Origin of the sequence: Allobosea rubneri, assembly GCF_032464875.1 — a bacterium.
Lineage (GTDB): Bacteria > Pseudomonadota > Alphaproteobacteria > Rhizobiales > Beijerinckiaceae > Allobosea > Allobosea rubneri.
In genome coordinates this window covers 19,337-43,275 of record NZ_JAWDID010000007.1, presented here as the reverse complement: position 1 = coordinate 43,275, position 23,939 = coordinate 19,337, and the positions used below count along the sequence as shown (strand labels likewise).

Annotated in this window: 26 protein-coding genes and 1 tRNA gene; 6 read left to right on the top strand and 21 right to left on the bottom strand. The window is 64.7% G+C overall.

The genetic code is table 11. The features are described 5' to 3' along the window. Positions 1 to 240 precede the first annotated feature (240 nt). The 5 genes from RKE40_RS06735 to RKE40_RS06715 all read right to left on the bottom strand — a co-directional run bounded on the left by RKE40_RS06735 (position 241) and on the right by RKE40_RS06715 (position 3,000). Positions 241 to 450: a cold-shock protein gene (locus RKE40_RS06735; protein WP_056804777.1), complete on the bottom strand. Its 210-nt coding sequence runs from the start codon at positions 448 to 450 to the stop codon at positions 241 to 243. 317 nt (positions 451 to 767) lie between these two features. Beyond that, entirely contained in the window at positions 768 to 947 is a 180-nt protein-coding gene (locus tag RKE40_RS06730) for a hypothetical protein (protein WP_316017469.1), read from the bottom strand. Between the two features lie 676 nt (positions 948 to 1,623). Then, the gene (locus RKE40_RS06725; RefSeq protein WP_316017468.1) at positions 1,624 to 2,487 is read right to left on the bottom strand and encodes a DUF4747 family protein; all 864 of its coding nucleotides are present in this window, start codon (positions 2,485 to 2,487) and stop codon (positions 1,624 to 1,626) included. A gap of 125 nt (positions 2,488 to 2,612) precedes the next feature. Continuing rightward, the gene (locus RKE40_RS06720) at positions 2,613 to 2,840 is read right to left on the bottom strand and encodes a hypothetical protein (protein ID WP_316017467.1); all 228 of its coding nucleotides are present in this window, start codon (positions 2,838 to 2,840) and stop codon (positions 2,613 to 2,615) included. Then, positions 2,827 to 3,000, bottom strand: a complete 174-nt coding sequence (locus RKE40_RS06715) for a hypothetical protein (RefSeq protein ID WP_316017466.1) — start codon at positions 2,998 to 3,000, stop codon at positions 2,827 to 2,829. The genes RKE40_RS06720 and RKE40_RS06715 overlap by 14 nt, the downstream gene beginning before the upstream one ends. A 56-nt stretch (positions 3,001 to 3,056) precedes the next feature. Between RKE40_RS06715 and RKE40_RS06710 the strand changes: the two genes are divergently transcribed. Further along, positions 3,057 to 4,097 carry a hypothetical protein gene (locus RKE40_RS06710; protein WP_316017465.1) on the top strand — a complete coding sequence of 347 codons (1,041 nt, stop codon included), beginning with the start codon at positions 3,057 to 3,059 and terminating at the stop codon, positions 4,095 to 4,097. Positions 4,098 to 4,188: 91 nt separating this feature from the next. On the opposite strand, the gene RKE40_RS06705 is transcribed toward RKE40_RS06710, so the two are convergent. Genes RKE40_RS06705 through RKE40_RS06695 form a run of 3 tightly spaced genes read right to left on the bottom strand, consistent with a single transcriptional unit; the run spans position 4,189 to position 5,022 of the window. Further along, a complete protein-coding gene (locus RKE40_RS06705) occupies positions 4,189 to 4,479 on the bottom strand; it encodes a hypothetical protein (RefSeq protein WP_316017464.1) in 291 nt (96 codons plus the stop codon). Next, entirely contained in the window at positions 4,472 to 4,702 is a 231-nt protein-coding gene (locus RKE40_RS06700; protein WP_316017463.1) for a hypothetical protein, read from the bottom strand. Before RKE40_RS06700 ends, RKE40_RS06705 begins: the two co-directional genes overlap by 8 nt. Then, positions 4,699 to 5,022 carry a hypothetical protein gene (locus tag RKE40_RS06695; RefSeq protein WP_316017462.1) on the bottom strand — a complete coding sequence of 108 codons (324 nt, stop codon included), beginning with the start codon at positions 5,020 to 5,022 and terminating at the stop codon, positions 4,699 to 4,701. The genes RKE40_RS06700 and RKE40_RS06695 overlap by 4 nt, the downstream gene beginning before the upstream one ends. Between RKE40_RS06695 and RKE40_RS06690 the strand changes: the two genes are divergently transcribed. Further along, complete coding sequence (locus tag RKE40_RS06690; RefSeq protein WP_316017461.1) at positions 5,021 to 5,548, top strand: helix-turn-helix domain-containing protein; 528 nt, start codon at positions 5,021 to 5,023, stop codon at positions 5,546 to 5,548. The two genes, RKE40_RS06695 and RKE40_RS06690, sit on opposite strands and share 2 nt — an antisense overlap. Before the next feature lie 72 nt (positions 5,549 to 5,620). Here the strand turns inward: RKE40_RS06690 and RKE40_RS06685 are convergent, their stop codons facing one another. After that, positions 5,621 to 6,082: a hypothetical protein gene (locus RKE40_RS06685; protein ID WP_316017460.1), complete on the bottom strand. Its 462-nt coding sequence runs from the start codon at positions 6,080 to 6,082 to the stop codon at positions 5,621 to 5,623. Positions 6,083 to 6,431: 349 nt separating this feature from the next. On the opposite strand from RKE40_RS06685, the gene RKE40_RS06680 reads away from it, so the two are divergent. Both RKE40_RS06680 and RKE40_RS06675 read left to right on the top strand, forming a co-directional pair. Continuing rightward, on the top strand, positions 6,432 to 6,644 hold the full coding sequence (locus RKE40_RS06680) for a hypothetical protein (protein ID WP_316017459.1): 213 nt from the start codon (positions 6,432 to 6,434) through the stop codon (positions 6,642 to 6,644). Beyond that, a complete protein-coding gene (locus RKE40_RS06675; protein ID WP_316017458.1) occupies positions 6,644 to 7,921 on the top strand; it encodes a site-specific integrase in 1,278 nt (425 codons plus the stop codon). The genes RKE40_RS06680 and RKE40_RS06675 overlap by 1 nt, the downstream gene beginning before the upstream one ends. A gap of 56 nt (positions 7,922 to 7,977) precedes the next feature. On the opposite strand, the gene RKE40_RS06670 is transcribed toward RKE40_RS06675, so the two are convergent. The 4 genes from RKE40_RS06670 to phhA form a co-directional block, all read right to left on the bottom strand. After that, positions 7,978 to 8,053: transfer RNA gene (locus RKE40_RS06670), tRNA-Lys, on the bottom strand. 182 nt (positions 8,054 to 8,235) lie between these two features. Continuing rightward, the gene (locus RKE40_RS06665; RefSeq protein WP_316017457.1) at positions 8,236 to 9,513 is read right to left on the bottom strand and encodes a solute carrier family 23 protein; all 1,278 of its coding nucleotides are present in this window, start codon (positions 9,511 to 9,513) and stop codon (positions 8,236 to 8,238) included. Positions 9,514 to 9,620: 107 nt separating this feature from the next. Next, positions 9,621 to 10,991 (bottom strand): methyl-accepting chemotaxis protein, encoded by a 1,371-nt coding sequence (locus tag RKE40_RS06660; protein ID WP_316017456.1) that lies wholly within the window; start codon positions 10,989 to 10,991, stop codon positions 9,621 to 9,623. A gap of 62 nt (positions 10,992 to 11,053) precedes the next feature. After that, positions 11,054 to 11,917, bottom strand: coding sequence for a phenylalanine 4-monooxygenase (gene phhA / locus RKE40_RS06655; RefSeq protein WP_316017455.1), 864 nt, complete (start codon positions 11,915 to 11,917; stop codon positions 11,054 to 11,056). 122 nt (positions 11,918 to 12,039) lie between these two features. On the opposite strand from phhA, the gene RKE40_RS06650 reads away from it, so the two are divergent. Continuing rightward, positions 12,040 to 12,522, top strand: a complete 483-nt coding sequence (locus tag RKE40_RS06650; protein ID WP_316017454.1) for an Lrp/AsnC family transcriptional regulator — start codon at positions 12,040 to 12,042, stop codon at positions 12,520 to 12,522. A 16-nt stretch (positions 12,523 to 12,538) separates the two neighbouring features. On the opposite strand, the gene RKE40_RS06645 is transcribed toward RKE40_RS06650, so the two are convergent. The 3 genes from RKE40_RS06645 to RKE40_RS06635 all read right to left on the bottom strand — a co-directional run bounded on the left by RKE40_RS06645 (position 12,539) and on the right by RKE40_RS06635 (position 17,552). Then, a complete protein-coding gene (locus tag RKE40_RS06645; RefSeq protein WP_316017453.1) occupies positions 12,539 to 15,049 on the bottom strand; it encodes a tetratricopeptide repeat protein in 2,511 nt (836 codons plus the stop codon). A gap of 157 nt (positions 15,050 to 15,206) precedes the next feature. Beyond that, entirely contained in the window at positions 15,207 to 16,772 is a 1,566-nt protein-coding gene (locus RKE40_RS06640) for a 2-isopropylmalate synthase (protein WP_316017452.1), read from the bottom strand. 297 nt (positions 16,773 to 17,069) lie between these two features. After that, entirely contained in the window at positions 17,070 to 17,552 is a 483-nt protein-coding gene (locus tag RKE40_RS06635) for a hypothetical protein (protein ID WP_316017451.1), read from the bottom strand. A gap of 111 nt (positions 17,553 to 17,663) precedes the next feature. On the opposite strand from RKE40_RS06635, the gene RKE40_RS06630 reads away from it, so the two are divergent. Then, complete coding sequence (locus tag RKE40_RS06630) at positions 17,664 to 17,993, top strand: hypothetical protein (RefSeq protein WP_316017450.1); 330 nt, start codon at positions 17,664 to 17,666, stop codon at positions 17,991 to 17,993. A gap of 114 nt (positions 17,994 to 18,107) precedes the next feature. Here the strand turns inward: RKE40_RS06630 and RKE40_RS06625 are convergent, their stop codons facing one another. The 5 genes from RKE40_RS06625 to pdxY form a co-directional block, all read right to left on the bottom strand. Further along, positions 18,108 to 20,180 carry a M3 family metallopeptidase gene (locus tag RKE40_RS06625; RefSeq protein ID WP_316017449.1) on the bottom strand — a complete coding sequence of 691 codons (2,073 nt, stop codon included), beginning with the start codon at positions 20,178 to 20,180 and terminating at the stop codon, positions 18,108 to 18,110. Between the two features lie 96 nt (positions 20,181 to 20,276). Continuing rightward, on the bottom strand, positions 20,277 to 20,999 hold the full coding sequence (locus RKE40_RS06620; RefSeq protein WP_316017448.1) for an NUDIX hydrolase: 723 nt from the start codon (positions 20,997 to 20,999) through the stop codon (positions 20,277 to 20,279). Between the two features lie 13 nt (positions 21,000 to 21,012). Further along, positions 21,013 to 21,918 (bottom strand): PhzF family phenazine biosynthesis protein, encoded by a 906-nt coding sequence (locus tag RKE40_RS06615; RefSeq protein WP_316017447.1) that lies wholly within the window; start codon positions 21,916 to 21,918, stop codon positions 21,013 to 21,015. Beyond that, positions 21,915 to 23,042, bottom strand: a complete 1,128-nt coding sequence (locus tag RKE40_RS06610; protein WP_316017446.1) for an endonuclease/exonuclease/phosphatase family protein — start codon at positions 23,040 to 23,042, stop codon at positions 21,915 to 21,917. The genes RKE40_RS06615 and RKE40_RS06610 overlap by 4 nt, the downstream gene beginning before the upstream one ends. Before the next feature lie 4 nt (positions 23,043 to 23,046). After that, positions 23,047 to 23,895, bottom strand: a complete 849-nt coding sequence (gene pdxY, locus RKE40_RS06605; protein ID WP_316017445.1) for a pyridoxal kinase PdxY — start codon at positions 23,893 to 23,895, stop codon at positions 23,047 to 23,049. Positions 23,896 to 23,939: the final 44 nt, after the last annotated feature.

Sequence of the window (23,939 nt, the reverse complement as noted above, 5' to 3'; positions counted from 1 at the left end):
ACGCCGGCGGCTTGTATGGCTCGGCGCAGACTATCCGGTGTCCAGCGGTTAAAGGGCAAGGCGAACCTCAATCGCGGGTTTGATCCGAGACAGTTACACGGCTTGCGCGCGTCTTCTATTGCTTTTGCGCATCAGGACCAGCGACAAAACGCAAAAAGGCCGAGCGTGCGCCCGGCCTCTTCATAACCTTTGATCGTCAACGCCAGTACATCCGTGGTCGCCGACGAGGACAGGGTTTAATCAGGCAGCCTGAAGCTGCTCGGCAGCCATCTTGCCGGACCTGCTGTCGCGGGCGACCTCGAAGCCGAGCTTCTGGCCTTCCTGCAGGTCACGCATGCCAGCGCGCTCGACTGCGGAGATGTGTACGAACACATCCTGGCTGCCGTCGTCAGGCTGAATGAAGCCGAAACCCTTGGTGGAATTGAACCATTTAACGATGCCGGTGGTCATGAAGAACCCTCCTTGTCGGCAAACTCTGTCGCCCGCCGGCGAATGCCAACGGATCCAGAACGATTTTCGAAAGGGGGGAGTTCGTCAGAAGCGCGCCGAAGCGCGGAAACCAGAAAACGGCCGTCCAAGCAAATATCGATAGATGTTGTCTACGCGAGCTCAGGCGACATGTCAATCGAACTCGCCAAAAGAAAGACGAAATGCGCTGCGCTCCAGAATTCTGGACTACCTATATCAGCCAATATTTCATGGTATTTGCAGCATAAACCTATTGGAATCGCGTCATTCACGCTTTCTGCAGAAATTGCTTTTCCAGATCAGGAACCGGCCTCCTGCGTCAGCCCCTTCATGATCAGGGTTTTGACCGCCCGCGCGCGCGAGGAAGACCCGGCCCTCTTTCTGAAGGCCTCAATCAGGCTGAGCGATTCTGAGGGAACATGCACTTGAAGCCGGATCAGGTCCGGAGATTTGCGCGGCTCAGTCGGCTGCTTCATCATATTCCTCACCCTCCGGGGCGCCTTTCTTTCCCTGACGCATTGATCGCAAACTCTCGAATTGCCTTCAACCACATTGCTAGAAGCCCAACAGCGGGCGCTCGGCGATGCCGGCGACGAAGAGGGCAGCACCTACAGGATCAGCGTCTCGGTCGACTGTGGGTGTGAAGGGGCTAGCGGTAGCCTCTAGGGATCGTTGTCCCCGCGTGCCGACTCGGCCTTTGGCTTATGCGTGTGGTTAAAGAGCTGAGCCGTGCCGAAAAGCGCCAACGCTGTAGCAACAGCAGAAAGAATTGCATAGATCATCAGAAAGGTCGTTACAAAGTATATTGTAACACTTCCTGTCGCCTTCGCTACCAGCGCGCATAATATGCAAAGTATCTGCGCAAATATAAAATGTACAAGCTTCGAGCTTAAGTCAATGTATGCAGATTTGTTCTTTCCTCCTTGGGTTAGCGCAGAAAGGAATTTGCTTTCGGAGAACGCTGACAAAATTGCCATTGCACCGATGGATAACCCCAGGAGACTGGGCACAACGTCAAATGCGATCTGCGGAATAGCTGCAGCGCTGCTCTTCCGCCCCCAGAGGCGAAAGAGAGCAGCCGCGCCAAACACAGATGCCCACGTGTATGGCGAGCAAACGATGACTCGCAGCCCGCCATAGGCGTGCCAGTAATGTCTAAGGGCGCTGAGCCTGGCGGCGTCGCCCTTGATTTCGGACGTACCCCAGCATTCTCGCCAGAACGCCGGCATCTTTTTCCATAGGCAGTGCAATCGTCTTAGGCAGCGCTTTGGTCGAGAGCTCATCGGGCTGCCCATCTCCGTTTGACTCGCCCTTCACATAGCCATTCTCGGCGCCGATTTGTGCCAACTGTCGGACTTCCTCCGTGGGCGTGAGGCTCTCCGCGCCCGCCGCCTTAACGTAATTGAGATCGACACGTTTGGCGTGGTTTGCCTCAAGATCTCTCAGCACCTCAAGCTTCTTGTCCTCAAAGTCCTCGGGGTTCGGTGCGTTGATCCGAATGAAAAGCCGCTTCAGACCCGGCATATTCAGAATGCGATCAACTGCATCTTCCTCGGGAACAACGGTCACTTCGACCGCAGTTTCCAACTGAGATGTCCGATCTTCACCGAGAAGGCGAGCAATCGCTCGATAGGCCGTCGATATCCCAAGACCTTTCCCGAATTCGTTTACGGTTTCGAAATATAAAAGGTGATTTTTTTCATCAAAAACATAAATAAAAGACTTAAAATTTGGCCTAGCTTTATCCGGTATCGAGATCTCGTCTAAATCTTCTTCTGTAAGTTCCTCGCCGGTTTCGATATCAAGCCACGGAGAATCTTTATCGATGTTGGCATAAATGAGTATGCGCCCGGACAAGATTCCGTCGCCCTCGTCTCGGGGCCTCGTGATCCTTGCGTAGTCTGAACCTCTAGCTTGGGCCTCACCACTTGCCGCGACGGCAAGCAACTCCCGGTATATGCCTTCCGGATGCGGTGATGCGACAATGTTCAGCACCCCGAGCTTTAGCACTCTGGTCATAGCGTCCCCTCAACCCAGAGGCGCATTCCGCAACGTCCGGCCGCCGCAAGTCAATCGCGACATGTGAATGATGCACATCGTTTAGGCAGGCGCGTTTCCTCAGTGCCCTGAGCTGTGGTTGTTGGTCAGTTTCGCCAGGACTGCTTCAGCTCCTCGTCGAACCAGTCCTCGGCATCGGCGCGCGGGCCTCGAACGGATCGGAAAGTCAGATAATCACCGCGCCCCTTGTTCTGCAGCCATGTCTCGAAGCTACTGAAGCTGGGCATCGTCGGGTAAGCGATATCGATACTCATCTCGCGGACCCACTCGGTGCAGAGGTATCGAATCGCCTTCTCGGCTTCAGGTTTCTTCACGCTGCTTCCCCATCCACCAATGCTGTGCCCTGACCAGCGCCAGCTTCACCCGCAGCGCGCTGATCGTCCAGCGCAGCCGCTCGCGCTCGATGAAGGCGCAGACATGGCGAGCGGAGGCGAGCTCTGTCGGCAACCTGCTGTGCATTGTTAGGCGGGCCACTTGCTCCGCACGTCATCGGCGCGGCACGATTTGCCGCTTTGGTGTGAGGGGCGGGAATGCTCAAGTCTAAGACGCTTTTGGTGCTCGGCGCTGGCGCAAGCAAGGAAGCCAATCTTCCGATCGGCGTAGAGTTGATGCCAGCGATCCTTTCGTCCGTTCGGATCGAGCCAAGAGATTTCGCGCCGCCGAGGATTGGAGAGGACTTACAACGCGCGCTACACTGCCAAGAACAGGCTCGCAGCAGTGCACTATCGCACGAAATTCAACATTATTCTCGCGCGTATCTAAAAATGACCGAAGGCTTAAAGCTTTCAATTTCAATCGACAACTACCTTGATGCCCACCAATCCGACTATCATCTTCAGGTTCTCGGAAAGATGGGAATTGTAATGTCTATTCTAAAATCGGAGAAAAGTAGCCAATTATCGATCGGAGCTCAAAATAAATGTGACGTTTTACGAGTTTCTAATAAATGGTATGCCGAATTATTTAAGATAATGAATGAAGGGATTTCGCGTGATGGCGTAGATAAATTTTTCGACAGTATCGAAATTATCAGTTTCAACTACGATCGATGCATCGAGCATTTCTTCGAACGGGCGCTGCAAAGTTACTATAGCATCGACAATACCGAAACAGCCAGAGCTATGGCACGGCTGAAAATACACCACCCTTACGGGCAGGTGGGCCACTTGCCGTGGCAAAACTTCCGGACGCCAACCCCGTTCGGATCTGATCAGGCGGGAGGCTCTGAGCTCGTTCGATTGGCCTCTCAGATCAAAACCTTCACTGAGAGACAGGACGACATGGCCCTAGTCGAACGGATGCAGCAGGCAGTTCAGTCGGCTGAAACCATTGTGTTCCTCGGCTTCGCCTTTCACCCGCAAAACCTCGAATTGATCGCGCCGACGAAGCCCGGCAGGGCGAAGCGCGTTTTTGCGTCGGCATACGGAATGTCCAAGCCAGACATTCGCGCGACCCGCGACGACATTCAGAAGTGGTTGAAGCGGGAAAATGAGCACCTTTCGATCGAGATAGAAGACCTCACCTGTGCGAAGCTTTTCGCGGAGTACCGGCGGAGCATCCCGCGCGCTTAGGCGCGCCAGCACCAGAGCTTCGCCCGCAATAATTGGTCGCTGCAGCGCTGCCGCCGCATCTCGAAGTCGCCTAGGACCAGCGCGTGCTCGATCATGCCGCCATCCTCCAAGCCGTGGCGGACAGCGTAAGCCACGCCGCGACCTGCAGCATAGCAGCGTGGATGCCCTCCTGCGCGCCGGCGTCGCCGATGAACTCCCGGCCGACATAGGAGAGGAAGCGCAGGCGCTCGGCGGCTTCATCGAGGCTCAGCGGCTTCGTCCCGCACAGCACCGCGAAGGCTGCGTCATAGGCCGCCTGCGCCTGCGGGTCATCGTCGCCGATCTCAGCCGCGCCCATCACGGCCGCAAACTCGAACTGGCAGTGACGAACGGGGTCAAGCATGGCCCGCGTCCGTCGCATGCGCCTCTCGGAGCTGTTCGAGATCCAGGGCCAGTTCGTCCAGCCGATTGTTGACCGTCCAGAGCAGCGCGGAGATGGCTCTGCGCTGCTTCAAGTCGGGGATGGCCTTGGCGGCCATCGCGGCGGCATCGACCAGTTCATGCGTCGTGCTGACGTGGCATTCGACGTCGAGAATCCGGTTTGCGACATCCTGCAGGGCGCTCATGTCTGCGCCTCGCCGTCGGCGGCCGTCTCGAAGAGCTTGGCCACGTCATGAGCTCGCTCGATGAGCTCGGTGGTAAGGAAGCTCGCCGCCTCGGCTTCGTCCTCCGTCATCACGATCACGGTGTAGCCGGCGAACTCGGGGCAGCGCTTCTTGATCTTGTCGACCATGAACCCGCCGCGCTCGTGGATTGTCGCCCTGGCGACGATGTCCAGCGCCCGTGCCGTGTTCTGCAGGTTAAGAATGGGAGAGCCCAGCTTCCCGATGAGGGCCGTGGCGGTTGCAGGCAAGCCGGTAGCGGCCGCCGCTTGATGCGTCTTCATGGTGACCTCGTTTGATGCTGGGCATCAGCGATTTGATGCTGGTAACCATATTGAGCGGACGCATATTGCTGTCAACCATGAATTTGATTACGAGCTACAAATGGCTATCTCAGGCAATCAAATCCGAGCCGCTCGCGCCCTTATCGGGATGGAGCAAAAAGACCTCGCCGATAAGGCGGGCGTCGCAATCGGCACAATTCGCAATATGGAAGGGGCCGGTCTCAAACCGGTCGGCGGCCGGACCGACACGCTTAACGCCGTGGTTGATGCCTTGAAGTTCGCGGGCGTGCTCTTCGTGCCAGAGAATGGTGAGGGCGCCGGGGTACGGCTACGAAAGGCTCGACCTGCCTATTCGGAATCGGAGCAGATCGCCAACGCTGGCGATGCGCGGTCGAAGGCCGCTGACGCCGCCGATACGATGATGAGCGAGATGGGTGGCAGCGCTGGCGAAAAGGCCGGGCGGCGTGGCGAACTCACCGATGAGCCCGCCATGGTCGCTAAGGCCAAAGGAAAGAAGCGGCCCTAAGCAAGGGCGTGCCGTCTTACGAGGCGCCCGCAGGGCGGCGATAGGTACGGCTGACGTAGCCCTTACCGCCCGTTAAAACGGGATATCGTCGTCCAGGCCGGACTTCTTGGATTGACGACCGAACGTCCCGCCCGATTTCGGTTCTTCCGGCGCGGGCGGGTATTGCTCTACCTGGGTATTATATTCGTCAAACGCTGCCCAATATCCATTGGCTCGAATGGATCCATTGAATCCATCCTTGAGCGTGAAGGCTATATAGTCCGGCATAAATTCAATCTTTGTGACCAGCGGATGCCCAACGATGACATCCTTGGCGGCCTCTGAAAGTACCGGAATATCCTTCAGTCTCGCGCGAAAGCGCTCCAGGATCGTCTTGTAAGTATCTTTGCTCTTCAGGGCTTCGTCTATGAGGCGTCGCGCCGCCTCTGCTTCTGAGCTCAGCCCGGTCATTTCCTGGTACGCCACCACGCGCTCAACAAGTTCGTTCGGCAGCAGGTAGACGCGCCGCTGGTGCAACTTCTTGTCGTACGCCATGTGCCGGCCTCAATGCGTTCTCGCTTCTTCCTGGTAGACGCATCGCGCATCTGATGTTAGCTATCAAGTGTAAACCGGTAGACACTTCATAGCGGAGTTGGGCGATGCGATCGGCGTACACCAGGAAACGAGGCGGAGTTCGGGACGTTGTTCGCGTCGTTGCGGAGATCCCGACGGAGACGATTAAGAAGGTTGACGAGTGGGCGATCCCGGCCGGCGTGCCGAGCCGCACCGCCGCCTTGAATGACCTGCTCCAGCGCGGCCTCCAGTCTATCCAGGCCGAGGCGGCGCGGGCGGGCTGAGCATGGCGCGGCCGGTCTCCTGCCCTCACGGTGCTTGGCCGCTTGAGATGCGTGCCGAGACCGCTGCCGCCTTTGCGGATGAGCCCTCGGTCGATGCCTTCCTGGCGAAGGTCGATCGGGGCCTGTACCCCTCGCCTCGCCGCCAGCCGGGTTGTCTTCCGAAGTGGCACCGCGGCAAGCTGGAACACGCGATCGCTCACCTTCACGGGCTCGTATCCGCTGGCCCGCAGCTCGTCGAATCTCTCGAGGATCTGATCTGATGCCACCGCGTCGTCGCAAGCCGCTAGGCTGGCCCGACTATCTGGAGGCGAAGCCACTTCGCAGCGGCGGCGTGGCACACTATTGGAATCCGCCGTCATGGGCGCGCAAGGCAGGCTGCCCCGTCCGGGCTGAAGCCCTTGGCAAGGACTACGCCGCCGCCAAGAAGCGGTGCGACGACATTCTCAACCCTCAGTTCGACGCTTGGCGCCTTGGTCGCGATGGTGCGGTCGCGCGTCCCGCCGGGCCGGCTCAGGGCACGTTCGATTGGCTGATCGCCTCTTTCAAATCGCACCCCGCCTATAATGGTCGCCCAGCGAAGACGAAGAAGAGCTATGACAGCGCCGCAGCATTGATCGCGAACCACAGGATCAAGGACGGCCGCCGCTTCGGCGAGCTGTCGATCTCAGGCATAACGCCGGGCGTCGCCGATCGGCTCTTCGCCAAGCTTCGCGTGGTTTCCGAGCCTGCCAAGGGGGAGGACGGCAAGCCGCTTATCGGCGAGGATGGCGGGCCGGTGATGGTCGAGCGCGAGCGCCAGCGGACTGCGGTGCTCTGCATGACGGTTGCCCGGCGCGCATGGTTCATCGTCCGTCGGGACAAGCCGGCGATCGTCCCCGACGCCAACCCGTTCGCCAAGATGGGCCTTTCGCACAAGGCCAAGGCGACGCGGCCGGTCTCGGCTGACTTGCTCGGCAAATTCGTTGAGGCCGCAGACGCCGGCGGCGAGGCCTCGATCGGCACAGCCTGCATGATCGCCTACTACTGGCTGCAGCGTCAGGAAGACATTCTGACGCGCCTTTCGTGGTCGCACTATCGCCCGGCTGATAACCCGTCGATCGTTCGGGTGAAGCACCACAAGACCGGTGAGGTTGTCGATATCCCGCTCTACGACGAGGACGGCACCGAGCTCTGGCCGGAGCTGATGTCTCGACTGGACGCGGCACCGCGTCATGGAACGCTGATCGTCACCCGCGACCAGCCCGACAGGCATAAGAAGGTCCGCCTACCTTGGGGACAGGACTACTTCCGGCATCGGGTCGCTGCGATTCGCAAGACAGCCGGTATCCCCGAGGATGCCAAGTTCATGGGCCTGCGCCACGGCGGAAACGTTGAAGGCGCAGAGGCCGATTTGACGGACGCGCAGCTTCGGGGCCTGAGCGGGCATAAGACCACTGCTGCCTTGTTGCGGTATGTGCCGACGACCGCGAAACAGCGACAGGCTGGAGCGCGGAAACGACTGGAGGCGAGAACGAAAGCAGGGGGTTTGTCAGAATAGAGCCGGTGACCGCTTGTCAGAACGGTCGCCGTCCAGGCTCTAAGTCTTTGAATTCGTGGTGGGTGATGTAGGGCTCGAACCTACGACCCGCTGATTAAGAGTCAGCTGCTCTACCAACTGAGCTAATCACCCATACGCCACGGAGACGTTGTCGGCGAGGCGTGGACCGCGTCCCGACAGGCGGCGATGTAGCAAACACCCCCTGCCCTGTCCACCCATCTGCGACAGAAATATGCAAACTTGTTGAGGCGTCTCTGAGTGCCTGGGGAAAACTCCGGCGCGAAACGCGCCGGAGCCCTGTTTTAGGCCGGTTTTCAGGCCGCCTGCCGGCGATCGAGCAGATGATAAAGTGCGATCGCGGCGAAGGTCGCGGTGCCGATGCCGCCGAGCTCATAGCCGAAGATCGGCAGCTTGAGATCGCCGGCACCGAGAATCAGCGCGGTCGCGACGGTCAGCAGATTCTTCGGCTCGGCGAAGTTGACCTTGTTTTCGACCCAGATCCGGCCGGCTGTGGCGGCGATCAGGCCGAACACGACGACGGCAAGGCCGCCGAGCACCGCGACCGGGATCGTACCGATCACCGCGCCGAATTTCGGCGAGAAGCCGAGCAGCAGGGCGATCACGCCGGCGGCGACGAAGACCAGCGTCGAATAGACCCGCGTCACCGCCATCACGCCCATGTTCTCGGCATAGGTGGTGACGCCGGTGCCGCCGCCCGAGCCCGCGATCATGGTGCCGACGCCGTCGGCGAAGAAGCCGCGGCCGATCAGGTTGTCGAGATTGCGCCCGGTCATCACCGAGATACCCTTGATGTGCCCGAGATTCTCCGCGACCAGAATGATCGCGACCGGGACGATCAGCGCGATCGCCTTCGCCTCGAAGACCGGGGCGACGAAGTTCGGCAGGCCGAACCAGGCAGCTGCGGCAACCTTGCCGAAATCGACCGGCGGGGCGCCGAAGCTCGACGCCGTCGCGGCGTAGAGGACATAGGCCGCAAGGCCGCCGATCAGCACCGGCAGGCGCTGCGCGAGCCCACGGCCATAGACCGCCACCAGCGCCACCGCGATGACCGTGAACAGCGCGATCCATTTGGTGTAGGGACTCGCCGAGATCATGTTCATCGCGACGGCGGTCAGGTTGAGACCGATCGCGGCCACCACCGCGCCGGTGACGACCGGCGGCAGCAGCTTCTCGATCCAGCGCGTGCCGACGCCCTGCACGATCAGGCCGATCAGCGCATAGACCGCGCCGCAGGCGATGATGCCGCCGAGCGCCACGGGAAGGTTGAGGTTCGGGCCGGAGCCGGAATAGCCAGTGGCGGCGATGACGACCCCGATGAAGGCGAAGGACGAGCCGAGATAGCTCGGAAGCCGCCCGCCGGTGATCACGAAGAACAGCAGGGTCGCGACGCCGGAGAAGAAGATCGCGACGTTCGGATCAAACCCCATCAGGATCGGCGCCAGCACGGTCGAGCCGAACATGGCGACGACGTGCTGCAGGCCGGCGATCACGGTCTGCCCGGCCGGCAGCCGCTCGTCCGGCATCACGTCGCCGGAGGTCTTCAAAGTCCAGTTCGGAAAATAGCCAGCCATCTCGCCCGCTCCCAGCCATCGCGCCTGCGCGCACCGGGAGGCAATAGTGGCAAGAATCGGGCCTGCGCCAAGCGAGCGCGGCGCGCCGTCCACCGCAAAACGGTAGATCAGGCGGTGAGCCGGTCGGAAACCGATTTCACGAAGCGGTTGAGGTTCTCGGCGAGGCCTCCCGCAACGGTGCCGACGGCGGCCGAGCGCGTGTTCATCTCGCCGACGGAAGCGCCGACGCGCTCCATGGCACTGAGCGCCTCGGCCGCCAGCGCCAAGGCCGCCTCGATCTCATCCGTGGTGGCCTGCGCATCCCGGGCGATGCCATCGCTGACCGCAAATTGCTCCGTCACCGCGCCGGCGACCGCGGACATGTTCGCCGACATGCCGGAGACCGACTGGTCGATCCGCGCCATGGCATCGACACAGCGCGCTGTCGCCTGCCGGATCGCCTCGATCCGGCTGCCGATCGCCTCCGTCGCTCCGCTGGTCTGGGCGGAGAGCGATTTCACCTCGCTGGCCACCACGGCGAAGCCGCGGCCGGCCTCGCCGGCGCGCGCCGCCTCGATGGTGGCGTTGAGCGCGAGCAGATTGGTCTGCGCCGCAATCTCCGAGATCAGACCAACGACCGAGCCGACTTCTGATACGAGAGCGGCCAGGCTCTCGATCGTCCCGCGCGCTTCTCCCGCCGCCATGACCGTGCCGGCCGCGATCTCGGCACTCTCCTGCGTCCGCCTGTCGATCTCGCCGATCGACTGGCGCAATTGCCCGATCGAGGCGACCGTCTGCGCGGCGCGCTCGCGCACCTGGAACCAGCTTTGCCGGCTGGCGTCAGTGGTCTCGCCCGCACGGCGCGAAGCTGCCGCCGAACTGGCGGCAACCCGGCTCAGCGTGGCCGCAGCCTCCTCCGTCTCGCTCGAGACCTGTTCGACCTGCTGGCGGAAATCGTCGGCGAGGGCCGCAATGTCGGTGACATAGCGGGTCGTCTGTTCGGCCCGCATCGCATGGATGTCACCGAGCGCATTGACGAGGTCGACGATCAGGAACTCCGCGAGCTTGATGCAGTCGCGCGCCGTCTGCCGGGAGGAGAAGCGATGCCGCCTGGCGACCTCGGGAAAAAGCGAGCGCATCGCGGTCATCGCCAGCACGGCATGGGTGCGCGCGCCGAAGGGCGAGGCCGTCTCGGACTGCACGGCTCGCCGCAGCGATCCCGCATAGGCATCGTCGAACGTCGCCTCGAACAGGGAGCGGGCATGCTGCGCCATCTTAGTGCACAGGCTCGGCCCGTAGGTCCGCGAAGCCGCCCCCATGGTCGGATGTCCGGAAAGCCGCTCGAAGTGCAGCACCATCGCCGCATCGATCGTCACAGCGAGCGTCGGGGCGAGTTCCCTTGCCAGCTTCAGCGTCGCTTCGTCGATACCGAAGATCGCCAGGCGCGAACTCGGCGCAGCAGGGGCGAACAGGGAATCTCTTTGCGTCTCGTCTGCCATTGCGCGGGCTCGTTTCCGAGGCCCACGCTGCTTGCATAATGGTTAAGGAACGGCCAAATCGCTCAGGCGGCGGGCCTGTGAGCGGCAGCCCCGACCGCAACGGGCCTGTCCTCGGCGATCCGGGCATCGGCGGCGAGTTCCGGCAACGCCCGCGCCTGCGCCATCGCCGCCTCCAGCGGTCCGGCGGCGAGATCCGGCATCGCCTCGAAGCCCGGCAGCACGAAATAGGTCTGCTGGAAATCGTCGATCTTGTAGCGCGTCCGCATCACCCGGACCGGGTCTAGACGGATACGGTTCGGCTCGGCGCTCTCCAGCGAAAACACCGTCTCGCCGGGCGAGGAGGCGATGCCGGCACCGAAGATGCGCAGGCCCGCCCCCGTCTCGATCAGACCGAACTCGACGCTGTACCAGTAGAGCCGGGCCAGCCGTGCAAGATCCTCCGGATCGGCATAGCGAAGCCCGGCCGCGCCATAGGCCGCGACGAAATCGGCGTAGGACCGGTTCATCAGCAGCGGCACATGGCCGAAGACGTCATGGAAGACATCGGGCTCCTCGATATAGTCGAACTCCTCCGGCCGTCTGATCCAGAAACCGGCCGGGAAACGGCGCTGCGCGAGATGGGTGAAGAACACCCGGTCCGGCACCAGCCCCGGCACGGCCACCACCTCCCAGCCGGTCGCCGCCTTCAGCACGCGATTGATCTGCCGGAAGTCGGGGATGCCGTCGGCCGCGATGCCGAGCGCCGAGAGCCCGGCGAAGAACTCGTCGCAGACGCGCCCGCGCAGCAGCTCGAACTGGCGCCGATGCAGCCTCGACCAGGTGTCATGGTCGGCTGCGGTGTAGTGCTGGTATCTCTGGTCGACGACGAAATCGGCCGGAACCTCGTCCGGCTTCAAGCCTGAACGGCTGAGCGGGTCGGTTGTCATGGCGCACCTCCCAATGCTCGAACCATGCTGCGCCCGGCACCGGGTCATGTCCTGACTTTCTCTTGCGCCCTGGCGACGCCGGCAGAACAATATGACCGGGAAGCGCAGCAACGGGTCCGATCATGACAGGAACGAGCAAGGCACCGTCTCGCCTCGACGAAACCGACCGGCGCATCCTGCGCGCTCTGCAACGCAATGGCCGCCTGACCAATGCCGCGCTTGCCGAGGAGATCGGCATGGCGCCTTCGCCCTGCCTTCGCCGTCTCAAGGCACTGGAGGAGGATGGCGTCATTTCCGGCTATCGCGCGCTGATCGACCGACGGCAGCTCGGCCATGGCGTCGAGGCCTATGCCTTCGTCAAGCTCGCCCAGTCCGATCCGGACTGGCGCACCCGCCTGATCGAGAAGCTCAAGGCCTTCGACGAGGTGATCTCCTGCCAGGCGATGACCGGCGAATGCGACCTGCTCGTCCACATCGTCGCTGACGACATCGAGGCCTATGGCGAATTCGCCATGCAGCGCCTGCTGACGCTGCCGGGCATCGCCGACATGCGCTCCTCCTTCGTGCTGGCGACGATCAAGCCGGATCGGGGCTGGCCAGTCTGAGGCCCGCAACAACCGCTCAGGGCGTCACGCCATAGGCGCGGTAGCGCTCGCCGGCACTGCCGTCGAGATCGCGCGCCCGGGCGAAATCGGACGCCGCCTCGGCCGCATCACCGCGGCGCTGATGAGCGATCGCCCGGCCGTACCAGGCCTGCCCGAGCCGGGCATCGAGCGAGAGCGCCCGGTCGTAATCGGCGATCGCGCCATCGAGATCGCCGCGCTTGAGCTGGACCAGCGCGCGTGTATGCAGCACCCCGCTCTGATCCGGCGCGAGCCGCAGGGCCTCCTCGCAATCCGGCAGCGCCCCTGACACCTGCCCGCTGACCGCGCGGATCAGGCAGCGCATGTTCCAGAAGCCGGCCTGCTCGGGGTAGCGCTTGATCAGCCGGCCGAGCTCGTCGATTGCGAGGCTCGGCTGCTGCGCGCTGACCAGCGCCTGGGTCAAGCCGAGCGCCGCGTCGATGCGGTGCGGGGCCAGCGTCAAGGCCGCCCGGTAATCGGGGATCGCCGCCTCCGGCTCGCCCAAGGCAAGGCGGACGGCCGCGCGCGACAGCCAGCCATCGGCATCGTCGCGATCGATCGCGAGCGCCGCATCGAAATCCGAGAGCGCGCGCTGGTACTGCCGGGAGCGTTGCAGGAGCTGGCCGCGATTGAGCAGGGCGGCGTGGTTGCTCGGCGCAACCGCGAGCACCTCGTCATAGGCGCCAAGCGCCGCGCTAGCCTGTCCGCGCGCCTCCAGCGCGCGGGCACGCTGGAACAGCGCCTCGACGAAGCGCGGCGCGCGCCGCAGCGCAGCCTCGCTATCGGCCAGCGCCTCCGAGAAGATGCCATCTCGGAAATGCAGCCGCGCCCGCAGCACCAGAGCCGCCGGGTGATCCGGCTCGATCGCCAGCGCCGTCGCGATATCCTGCCGCGCCTGAACCTTGCGCTGCGGCAAGCCGATGCCGAAATGCGCGCGCCGCACCAGCCGCGTCACGTCGAGGCCGTCGACCGCAAGCGCAGCGTCGAGCTCGGCCAGTTCGTCGCGCGCCGGCGCAGCCGGCTGCGGGCGGGCCGCGTGATACGCCTGCCAGAAGGCCGCTCGCTCGTGCCCCAGCTGAGTCCTCGCCGTATGGACGAAGGCGGTAAGCCGCATCGGCCAGGCCTCGATGGAGCGGCCGAGCACCGGCAGCAGGGCCTCGCGCCGCTCGATAGCTCCGGCATGAGCGGGTTCGCGGTCGAGCACGTCGCCATAGGCCGCCAGCGCAGCCAGCTTCTCGCCGAGCATCTCCTCGGCCATCGCCAGGCCAAAGCGCGTCGCCAGATCGTCCGGGCGCTCCTGGAGCGCCAGCTCGTAAGCCTTCCGGGCCGGCGCCGCCCGGCCGAGCGCGAGCAGGGCATCGCCGCGCATGCCGTGCCAGGCCGGCGCGTCCCGGCCAGGCCCGGCGCGGTCGAGATCACGCAGCGCCTCGTCGTTCCGGCCAAGGGAGAGCAGGAGATGAGCACGGTTGCGCAGGCCGTTGCCATCGTGCGGCGCCAGCGCCAGCAGCTGGTCGAGGTCCCGCAAGCCCTCCGCCTGCCGGCCCTGCTCGATCAGCAGCAAGGCGCGGTTGTTGAAGGCGAAGATGGTATCCGGATGGGTCGCGATCAGGACGTCATAGGCCTTGATCGCCTGGAGCGGTCGGCTGCTCCGTTGCAGCACCAGAGCGCGCCGCGACAGGGCGGCTTCGTTGCGCGGATCGAGCCGCAGCGCACGCTCATAGTTCGCCAGCGCCGGTTCCAGCTCCCCGAGAGCCTCGAAGGCCCGCCCGCGCTCCACCCAGCTTTGCGGCACTGCCGGCTCGAGACGCAGGGCGCGCTCGAAAGCGCCGACCGCCTCGGCGGGACGCTTCAGCGCCGACAGCGACATGCCGCGCCGATAATGGTGCGAGGCGATGGCGGGCTCCAGCTCGATCGCCACGTCGAAGTCGGCCAAAGCGAGATCATGCTCGCCGAGGCCTTGCAGCAGCCTGGCCCGCGCCACGCGCGCCCAGGCGCTCGACGGATCCAGCCGCAGGCCTTGATCGAGGTCCGCCCGTGCCCCCGCGAGATCGCCGCGCCGCTCGCGCAGACTGGCCCGGTCGACCAGCAGGCTCGCGGGCGCGTTGCCGGCAGCAAGCCCGGCGGCGAGCACCGCTTCCGCCTCGCGATGACGGCCGAGTTCGGAGAGCACCGCGGCACGCCCGCGCAGAGCCGCGAGATGGCCTTGGTTTATCCTGAGGGCGGTGTCGAAATCGCGCAGCGCGGCATGGGAAGCGCCCGCGCCTTGCGCGAGCCAACCACGGCTGGCGAGCAGATCCGCACGGTCGCCGCGGTTCAGCTCGACACGCAGGGCTTCGTCACAGGCCGCCTTGCGCTCGCCGCGCGGCGTCTCGATCTCGCCCATGCAGATTTGCGCCAGCTCCTCCGTCTGCTCGGCCGGCGAGACCGGCGGCAGTGACGTATGAGCCAAGGCGGGCGTGGCCTGGAAAGCGACCAGCGCGCCCAGAACGACAAGGCGACGCGACTTCATGAAACTAGGTCTCGCGATGGCCCCCCGCATCATGAGAGCGGCATCTGTTTCGCGAATCCAGTTTTTGTTCCACGCCGCCGTCAAAAAACAGGCCGGTGTGCCGCGCTGGTCACAGCGCGGCACACCGGCCTGGAAAGCAGCAATATGCCGGACCGACCTACTCGGCCGCAGCCTGCGCGTGCATCCGCGCGCCGCGCGCGATCAGCTTGTTGAGCGCCACCAGATAGGCCTTGGCGGACGAGACCAGCGTGTCCGGATCGGCGCCACGACCGGTCACGGAGGCGCCGTTCTGCGACAGGCGCACCGAGACCTCGGCCTGTGCATCGGTGCCTTCGGTGACGGCGTGGACGTCATAGAGCTCCAGCCGCGCCTCATGCGGGACGATCGCCTTGATCGCGTTGAAGACGGCGTCGATCGGGCCGTTGCCCTCCGCCTCCTCGGCCACGATGCGCCCCTCCACATCGAGCTTCATCATCGCCCGCTGCGGACCGCGCGTGCCGGCGATCACCGTCAGCGAGACCAGCTTCACCCGGTCATGGGCGGTAGCGATGTTCTCGTCGACCAGCGCCTCGATATCCTCGTCGTAGACGTGCTTCTTGCGGTCGGCCAGCGCCTTGAACCGGGTGAAGGCGTCTTCCATCTGGTTGTCGCCGAGATCGTAGCCCATCTCCTTCAGCTTGGAGCGGAAGGCGGCGCGACCCGAATGCTTGCCCATCACCAGTGAGGTCTTGGTCACGCCGACCGATTCCGGCGTCATGATCTCGTAGGTCTGCTGGTGCTTCAGCATGCCGTCCTGGTGGATGCCGCTCTCATGGGCGAAGGCATTCCGGCCGACGATCGCCTTGTTGTACTGCACCGGGAAGGAACAGGCGGTCGAGACCGCCTTGGAGGCGCGGGTCAGCATGCTGGCGTCGATGCCACTGTCATAGGGCAGCACGTCGCCGCGCACGCGCAGCGCCATCACCACCTCTTCCAGCGCAGCATTGCCGGCGCGCTCGCCGATGCCGTTGATGGTGCATTCCACCTGCCGCGCCCCGCCCTCGATGCCGGCCAGCGAGTTGGCCACCGCCAGGCCGAGATCGTTATGGCAATGCACCGAGAAGATCGCCTTGTCGGCGTTCGGTACGCGCTCGCGGATCTGGCGGAACATGGCGCGGTACTCGTCCGGCGTCGCATAGCCGACCGTGTCGGGCAGGTTGATCGTGGTCGCGCCGGCCTTGATCGCGGTCTCGACCGTCCGGCAGAGATAGTCGATCGGTGTGCGGGTCGCGTCCATCGCCGACCACTCGACGTCCTCGACCAGGTTGCGCGCTTGGGCGACGGTCTTGGTGATGATCTCCAGCACCTCGTCCTCGGTCTTGCGCATCTGGTGCTGCAGATGGATCGGCGAGGTCGAGACGAAGGTATGAATGCGCGGCTTCACAGCATGGCGAACCGCCTCGCCGGCACGCGCGATGTCGGCGCTGATGGCGCGGGCGAGCCCGGCCACGGTCGCGCGCTTGATCCGCCTCGCGATCTCGGAAACCGCCTCGAAATCGCCGTCCGAGGCGATCGGGAAGCCCGCCTCGATGATGTCGACGCCCATGGCGTCGAGGAAATCGGCGATCTCGAGCTTCTCCTCGAAGGTCATGGTCGCGCCCGGGCATTGCTCGCCGTCGCGCAGGGTGGTGTCGAAGATCAGGACCCGGTCCTTGGACGAGGCGGATTTGCTGGAGACGGTCATGCTGCTGTTCCTTGGCTCGGAACGCGCCGCTATTCGATTTCGCTGGCGCGGAGGGTCTGGGTTTCGGTTCTCGTCACTCCCCTGAGCGCCCAGGCATGCATGCCCGGTCGGCCCTCAGGGGCTGGTAAGGAGAAGAAGCTGACCAAGAGCGAGAGGAGTGCGCATGCCGGCGGCCCGCGCGATCGCGCGGTTCAGCGTCAGGGCATGGGTGGCAGATGCGGCCACAGGCGTTCCTCTTCGAATGAGGCTGTGTAACCGATTTGGCTGCGCCTGCGCAAGGCAGGAGTGCAGACGCAATCAGCGGGTCGCGGAAGCCTTTTCCTTCAAGGTCCGCAGCCCGGCCAGCGGCGCGGGCCAGAGCTGCAGGCGGTAGAAGTCGTCTCCCTCCAGACCGTCCTCGCAGGGGCTGTCGAGGCCGACATAGGAAACCCGCAGCCTGTAGGGGCCGGGCGGAAGCGAAAGCCGCGCCGCATCCGGCAGGGCGTCCGTGCAGCCGAGAATGGCGATCCGGCCCGAGCGGACCGTGAAGGAGCATTCATTGACGAGATCCCATTCGTGGAAATCGTCCTCCGGCTCCTCGCCATGGAGCGAAACGGCGACGGGCACCGCCATGTTGCGGACTGTACCGATGCCGACGCTGCAATCGCCCACGGCGATCAGGCGCTCGACGGCCTCGTCCGTCCAGAGCGGGCCGAAATCCTCATTCGCCGCCTCGTCCTCGACGTAGAACTGGAAATAGTCGGCGAAGACGGCGAGTTCGAGCTGAGCTTCGATGGTCATGGCGGCAGCATCCGGCAAACTGGTGACGAGACTGTGTCCAGCGGGCGCCGTGCGATTGGCTGCCGGGCCGGAATCGGTCATGCTCTCCGCGATACCGCTTCGGAGCCGACCATGCGCGCTGGACTTCTCGCAACCGCCCTTTGCCTCGCGCTCGCCGCCTGCCAGACCGCCGGGCCGCCGCCCGCCCCCTCGCCCGAGCAGGCGCCGACCGGCGTGACCCCGAACACGTTCCGCATGCCGACCGGCAGCGGTTGCGGCGGCGAGATCGAGCGCTTCCAGGCGGTGGTCGACAACGACGTCCAGACCGGCCACACCACCCGCAACGTCCATGTCCGCGTCAGCGCCGAGATCGAGAAGGCCCGCGCCACCTGCTCCGGCGGCAACGAGACCGGCGCCCTGTCCCAGCTGCGCGCGACGAAGTCGAAGTTCGGCTATCCGTGAAAGACACCACCGTCATGCTCGCCCTTGTGGCGAGCATCCGCGTTTGACCGTCGCATTGCATCAAGAAGGACGTGGATGGTCGGGACAAGCCCGACCATTACGACCCGAGCCCCGCTACGCCGCCAGCCCTCGCTTCTCGAGCAGCGCGTCCGGCGTCGGCAGGCGCCCCCTGAACAGCGTATAGGCCTCGGCCGGGTCGCGCGTATCGCCGGCCGAATAGATGTAGCGCCGCAGCTTCTGCGCCAGCTCCGGCGCAAAGACGTCGCCCGCTTCGATGAAGGCGTTGAAGGCGTCGGCGTCCATCACCTCCGACCAGAGATAGCTGTAATAGCCCGCAGAATAGCCGTCGCCCGAGAAGACGTGGCTGAAATGCGGGGTGCGGTGGCGCATGGTGATCTCGGCGGGCATGCCGATCCGGGCGAGCTCGGCCGCCTCGAAGGCGAGCGGATCGACCTCTGCCGTTGCTTCCAGCGAATGGAAGGCGAGATCGACCAGCGCCGATGAGGTGTATTCGACCGTGGCGAAGCCCTGGTTGAAGGTCTGCGCCTTCTTGATCTTCTCGATCAGTGCCTCCGGAATCGGCTCACCGGTTTCGGCATGCAGGCAGAAGCGCTGCATCACCTCCTTGGTCAGGAACCAGTGCTCGTAGAGCTGCGAGGGCAGCTCGACGAAGTCGCGCGAGACCGAGGTGCCGGCGAGCGAACCGTACTTCACGTCCGAGAGCAGGCCGTGAAGGGCGTGTCCGAATTCGTGGAACAGCGTGCGCGCATCGTCGATCGACAGCAGTGCCGGCTTGCCCTCGGCAGGCTTGGCGAAATTGCAGACATTGACGATGACCGGCCGGACCTCGCCATCGAGATTGCGCTGGCCGCGATAGGCGCTCATCCAGGCACCGGACCGCTTCGAGGGCCGGGCGAAATAGTCGCCGAGGAAGAGGCCGATGTGCCGGCCGGATGCAGCCTCCGTCACCTCCCAGATGCGGACATCGGGGTGATAGCCGGCGAGTTCCGGCTTCTCAGCGAAGGCGAGCCCGAACAGCTTGCCCGCCGTGTCGAAGGCGGCGGCGATAACGCGGTCGAGCTGGAGATAGGGCTTCAGCACGGCTTCATCGAGCGCATAGGTCTTCTGACGGACCTTCTCGGAATAATGGCGCCAGTCGGACGGACGGATCGGTCCGTTCTCGCCCTCGGCCTGGGCCAAAGCGGCAAGATCGGCGGCTTCCTGCGCCGCGCGCGCCTTGGCCGGCTTCCAGACCAGTTCCAGAAGTTCGCGGACATTGGCCGGCGTCTTCGCCATGGAATCGTCGAGTTTGAAATGCGCGAAGGTCGGGAAGCCGAGCAGTTTCGCCTTCTCGGCCCGCAGCTTGACCATCTCGGCGACGATGGCGCGGTTGTCGGTCTCGCCGCCATTCTCGCCGCGCTTGCTCCAGGCCAGGAAGCTCTCCTCGCGCAGGTCGCGCCGCGTCGAGAAGGTCAGGAAGGGCTCGATGATCGAGCGCGACAACGTCACCGCATGCTTGCCATCCTGGCCGCGATCGGCTGCCGCGCGCGCCATGGCGGCGACGACGAAGGGCGGCAGGCCGGCGAGATCGGCCTCGTTCTCCAGCACCAGCGCGTAGCTCGCCTCGTCCTTGAGCAGGTTCTGGCCGAAGCTGGTGCCGAGGCCGGCGAGCCGCTCGTTGATCGCCGCGAGCCGCGCCTTGTCCTCCGCCCCGAGCTCCGCGCCGGCGCGGACGAAGCCGCGATGCGTGCGCTCCAGCAGGCGCATCTGCTCGGCGTCGAGGCGCAGGCTCTCACGCTGACGGAAGACCGCGTCGACCCGCGCGAATAGGCCTTCATCCATCATGATCGCCGACCAATGGCGCGACATAACCGGCGAGATCTCGCGCTCGATCGCCTGCAAGGCGTCGTTCGTGTCGGCCCCTGCGAGGTTATAGAAGACGCCGCCGAGGCGGCTCATGCCACGGGCCGAACGCTCCAGCGCCTCGATCGTATTGGCGAAATCGGGCGCCGCCTTGTCGGCCTTGATCGCCTCGATCTCGGCCCGGTGTTTGTCCAGCGCCGCCGGATAGGCCTCGTGGATATGCTCGGGGCGGATCGCGGCGAATGGCGGCAGGCCGAACGGCGTCTCCCAGAGCTGCCCGAAGGGATTGCCGGCAGGCAGGTTCAGGGCTTCGGATGCGGTCATGAACTGGCCTTTCAGCGTTGCTGCGTCAGTCGAACGGGTGCCTTTCGCCCCGATGGGAGACGCGGCGCCGTTCCAACGACATTTTCCTGGGAAGGATCAGGATTGTCGCCCGAAGATATGGGCGAGGTAGGCGATCATGAAGGGGGGCATGTCGAAACCGGCGCACTCGGCAAGATTGCGGACGATCACGATATCGGAAAGCTCGGGCTCCTGCTGCGCCGCGATGCGCTCCAGCATCAGAGCGCGCGCCGCCTCGGCCGGCAGGTCGATCCGGACCGGGCGCATGAAGGCGACGCGGCCGGGCACGATCACTGCGTCCCAGCTCTGCTCCACGACGACTTCATCGAGCGAGAGGCCGGTCTCCTCGCAGAGCTCGCGGGTAGCGCTGCCGGCGAGGTCGACGCTGCCATCGGGCAGGACATCCTCATGGTCCGGGGTACCCGCGGCGAAGTAGACCCTGCCGGCATTGGCAGTGTGCCCGCCCATCCTGCCAAGCAGGAAGGCGCCATCGGCTGCTCGCAGCGCCGCCATGGCGAATCCGTTGCGGATAGCCGGCGCCGGCAGGCCGAGACCGAGCCAGGCCAGGAAAGCCGCGTAGTCGGCGCCGAAGTAGCCGGCCTGGAAGACGCCATCCTCGATCGCCGCCCGGTGCTGCAGCAGGATGCGGCCGTTGAACATGGTCGGCTTGCCTGCGCTGACCTTCGCCCAGTACTCGGCGACCTCATCGGCGCGCTCGGTCGCGAAGCTCCAGTCATAGGGTTCCACCCGGGCTTCGACGCGCCGGAGCGCGACAATGCTGCCATCCTCGACGCCATTCACCGCCCGAACCTCCTCACAGCAGTTGTCCCTCGCTCATCATCACTGCCGCCCCGCCAATCGTGGCCGAGACGAGCACGCCATCAGCGATCCGCAACCCAAGCTCGATCTGCGAGGGCCGACCGATCTCGTAGCCCTGCTCGATCACCAGGCGATGTTCGCCATCGCCTGGCTTCTCGAAGCGCATCACCGCCCCGGCGAAGGCGGCAACGGCCGAGCCGGTGGCGGGATCCTCGACGACGCCCATGCCGGGCGCGAACATCCGCGCATGGAAATGGTGGCCCGCCTCGACCGTCTCGCGGCAGTAGACGAAGGCGTTCTCTTGTCCCGCCGGCCGCATCGCCTGCGACCAGAGGCTGGTGTCGAGCCGGATGCCGGCAAGGGCCTTGCGCGACGCCACCGGCACCAGCGTGAAGCCGAGCCCGGCCGAGAACACGCTCGGCACATGCCTGTCGAAGCCGATGTCGCGGCGGTCGAGCCCGAGCGCCCCGGCGAGCAGGGGCCAGGAAGCCGCCGGCTCGACCTCATTCGGCAGGCGCGGCAGGGTGAAGGTCGCGTGGCCTGCCCGCGCCGTATTACGGCGGACGGCGCAGGGCACGACGCCGACCTCCTCCTCCAGCACGAGCAGCTCCGCGGACCGCCCCTCGGCCGCATCGCGCAAGGCGAGCAGCACCGCGGTCCCGACAGTGGGATGGCCGGCGAAGGGCAGCTCCCTTTCGGGCGTGAAGATGCGGATGGCAGCCCGGTGCGCGGGATCGGTCGGCGGCAGGACGAAGACCGTCTCGGAGAGGTTGAACTCGCGGGCGATCGCCTGCATCGCCGCTGCATCGAGCCCTTCGCTGTCGAGCACCACTGCCAGCGGATTGCCGGCATGGGGACGCGCGGCGAAGACGTCGAGCGTGACGAAGCGGCGCTGCATCATGACCTTCCTTGCGGCTTCGGAATCGTGAGTTCGATAGTCAGCGGGCAATGATCCGAGGCCTTCGGCCGGTCCCAGCCGACGCGTGGATAGCGATCATTGGTCAGGGCGAGCTTGCCCATCGAACGGTCCGCCTCACGCGGATCGAGCGGCACGCGGTAGGGCAGACCGCGCCGGATCAGCTGGATCGCCGGCTCGGGATTCGCCGCCGCCAGTGCCGGCGAGAGCAGGATATGGTCGAGCGGCATGTGGCTTTCGAGCAGCTTCTGGTGCGTTTCCGACCAGTAGCGCCGGAAATGTGTCCAGCGTTCGTGCGGCGGCAGTGCCAGCATCGGATCGACGGCGAAATCGTCGAGCAGGGGCTCGATCCCGCTTTCCCCCTCGTCCGTCGGCTCCGCCAGGGGGCCGAGCCCGATGCGATAGGCGTTGAGATCGCCGAGGATCGCCCAGTTCGCCTCGCGCCAGCCACTGCCGAACCGGGCCTCGATGATGCGTCTCACCGCCAATGCTTCGGCGCGCCGGATCGGCAGCGTCGCCTGCCTGCCATCGTCGCGGCCATTGTTCATCGACTTGAAATGGCAGCCGAACAGCGTCAGCTCCCGGTCGCCGAAAGTGAGCGTCACCGAAAGGCAGTCGCGCGCAAAAACCTTGTCGCGCGGGCCGATGCCGAAGGCGGCGACCTCCGGCGAGAAGGCCTCCGCCTCGGCGAAGCTCATTTCCCGATGCGAGCGCACCGTGACCTGCTGCGGCGCCACCAGGTCGCGCCGGGCAGCGAAGCCGATATCGATGCTGCGGCGATCATTGCCGTCGATCAGCGTGAAATGGCCATAGCGATGATCGGCGATGCGGTGGACGTAATTGGCGAAGAAGGCCTGCAGGCTGGCGAGCGAGTCGACCTCCTGCAGCATCCAGATGTCGGCATTGGCCTCGGCAATGGCGAGAGCCGTCATCTGGCGCTTGTCATCCTCCAGCGCCACCGCCAGCGAGCGCTCGACCGCGTCCCGCTCATCGGCGCGTGGGAAGTGGAACAGCGACATCGCCGCCGCCGTCTCGGTGCGCCCGCCCGGCTCGAAACGATGGCGCGTCAGCAGGTTCTCGACGTTGAAGGTGCCGAGGCGCAGCCGCATGCTTTCAGACCGCCTCGGGCACGAACTGATGCGAGGGGGTGACGAACTCGTCCTGCGCCGCGACGGTCAGGATCTCGCGTGAGCCGGCATCCTTGGTGCGCTTGAGCAGCCCGTAGATCGAGGACGAAGCCTTGGCGAGCGCGCTCGCTGCCGAGCCGTCGCGCAGATAGTGCACGTAGAACAGCGCGGCGATCGCATCGCCGGCGCCATTGACGCTGATGTCGATCTTCGGCGTGCGCACCCGGAACGTGCCCTGCCCGTCGGCGGCCATCAGGTCGATCGCGTCGTCCGGCGTCTCGTCGGTGATCAGCGAGGTGACCAGTACGACCTTCGGGCCGGCATCGCGCAGCGCCTCGACGGCGCGATGGGCGTCGCCGATGGTCCTGACCTCGACATCGGTCAGCAATTCCAGCTCGAACTGGTTCGGCGTCACGATGTCGGCGGCGGGCACCGCCTGCTCGCGCATGAATTCGGGAATACCAGGACGCACGAAGATGCCGCGCCCGACATCGCCGATCACCGGATCACAGCAGTACATCGCCTTGGGATTGGCAACCCGCACGCGATCTACCGCCGAAAGGATCGCATGGCCGATATCGGCCGAGCCCATATAGCCCGACAGCACCCCGTCGCAGGCCGGCAGCACGCCGCGCTCGGCAATGCCCTCCATCACCTCGTCGATCATGCCGCCATCGAAGACCCGGCCTTTCCAGTCGCCATAGCCGGTATGGTTCGAGAACTGCACAGTATGGATCGGCCAGACCTCGACGCCGAGGCGCTGCATCGGGAACACGGCCGACGCATTGCCGACATGGCCATAGGCGACATGGGACTGGATCGAGAGGATGTTCATGGGCACGGGGCTCGCGGCGGGAGGGCATGATCTACCCGCTCACG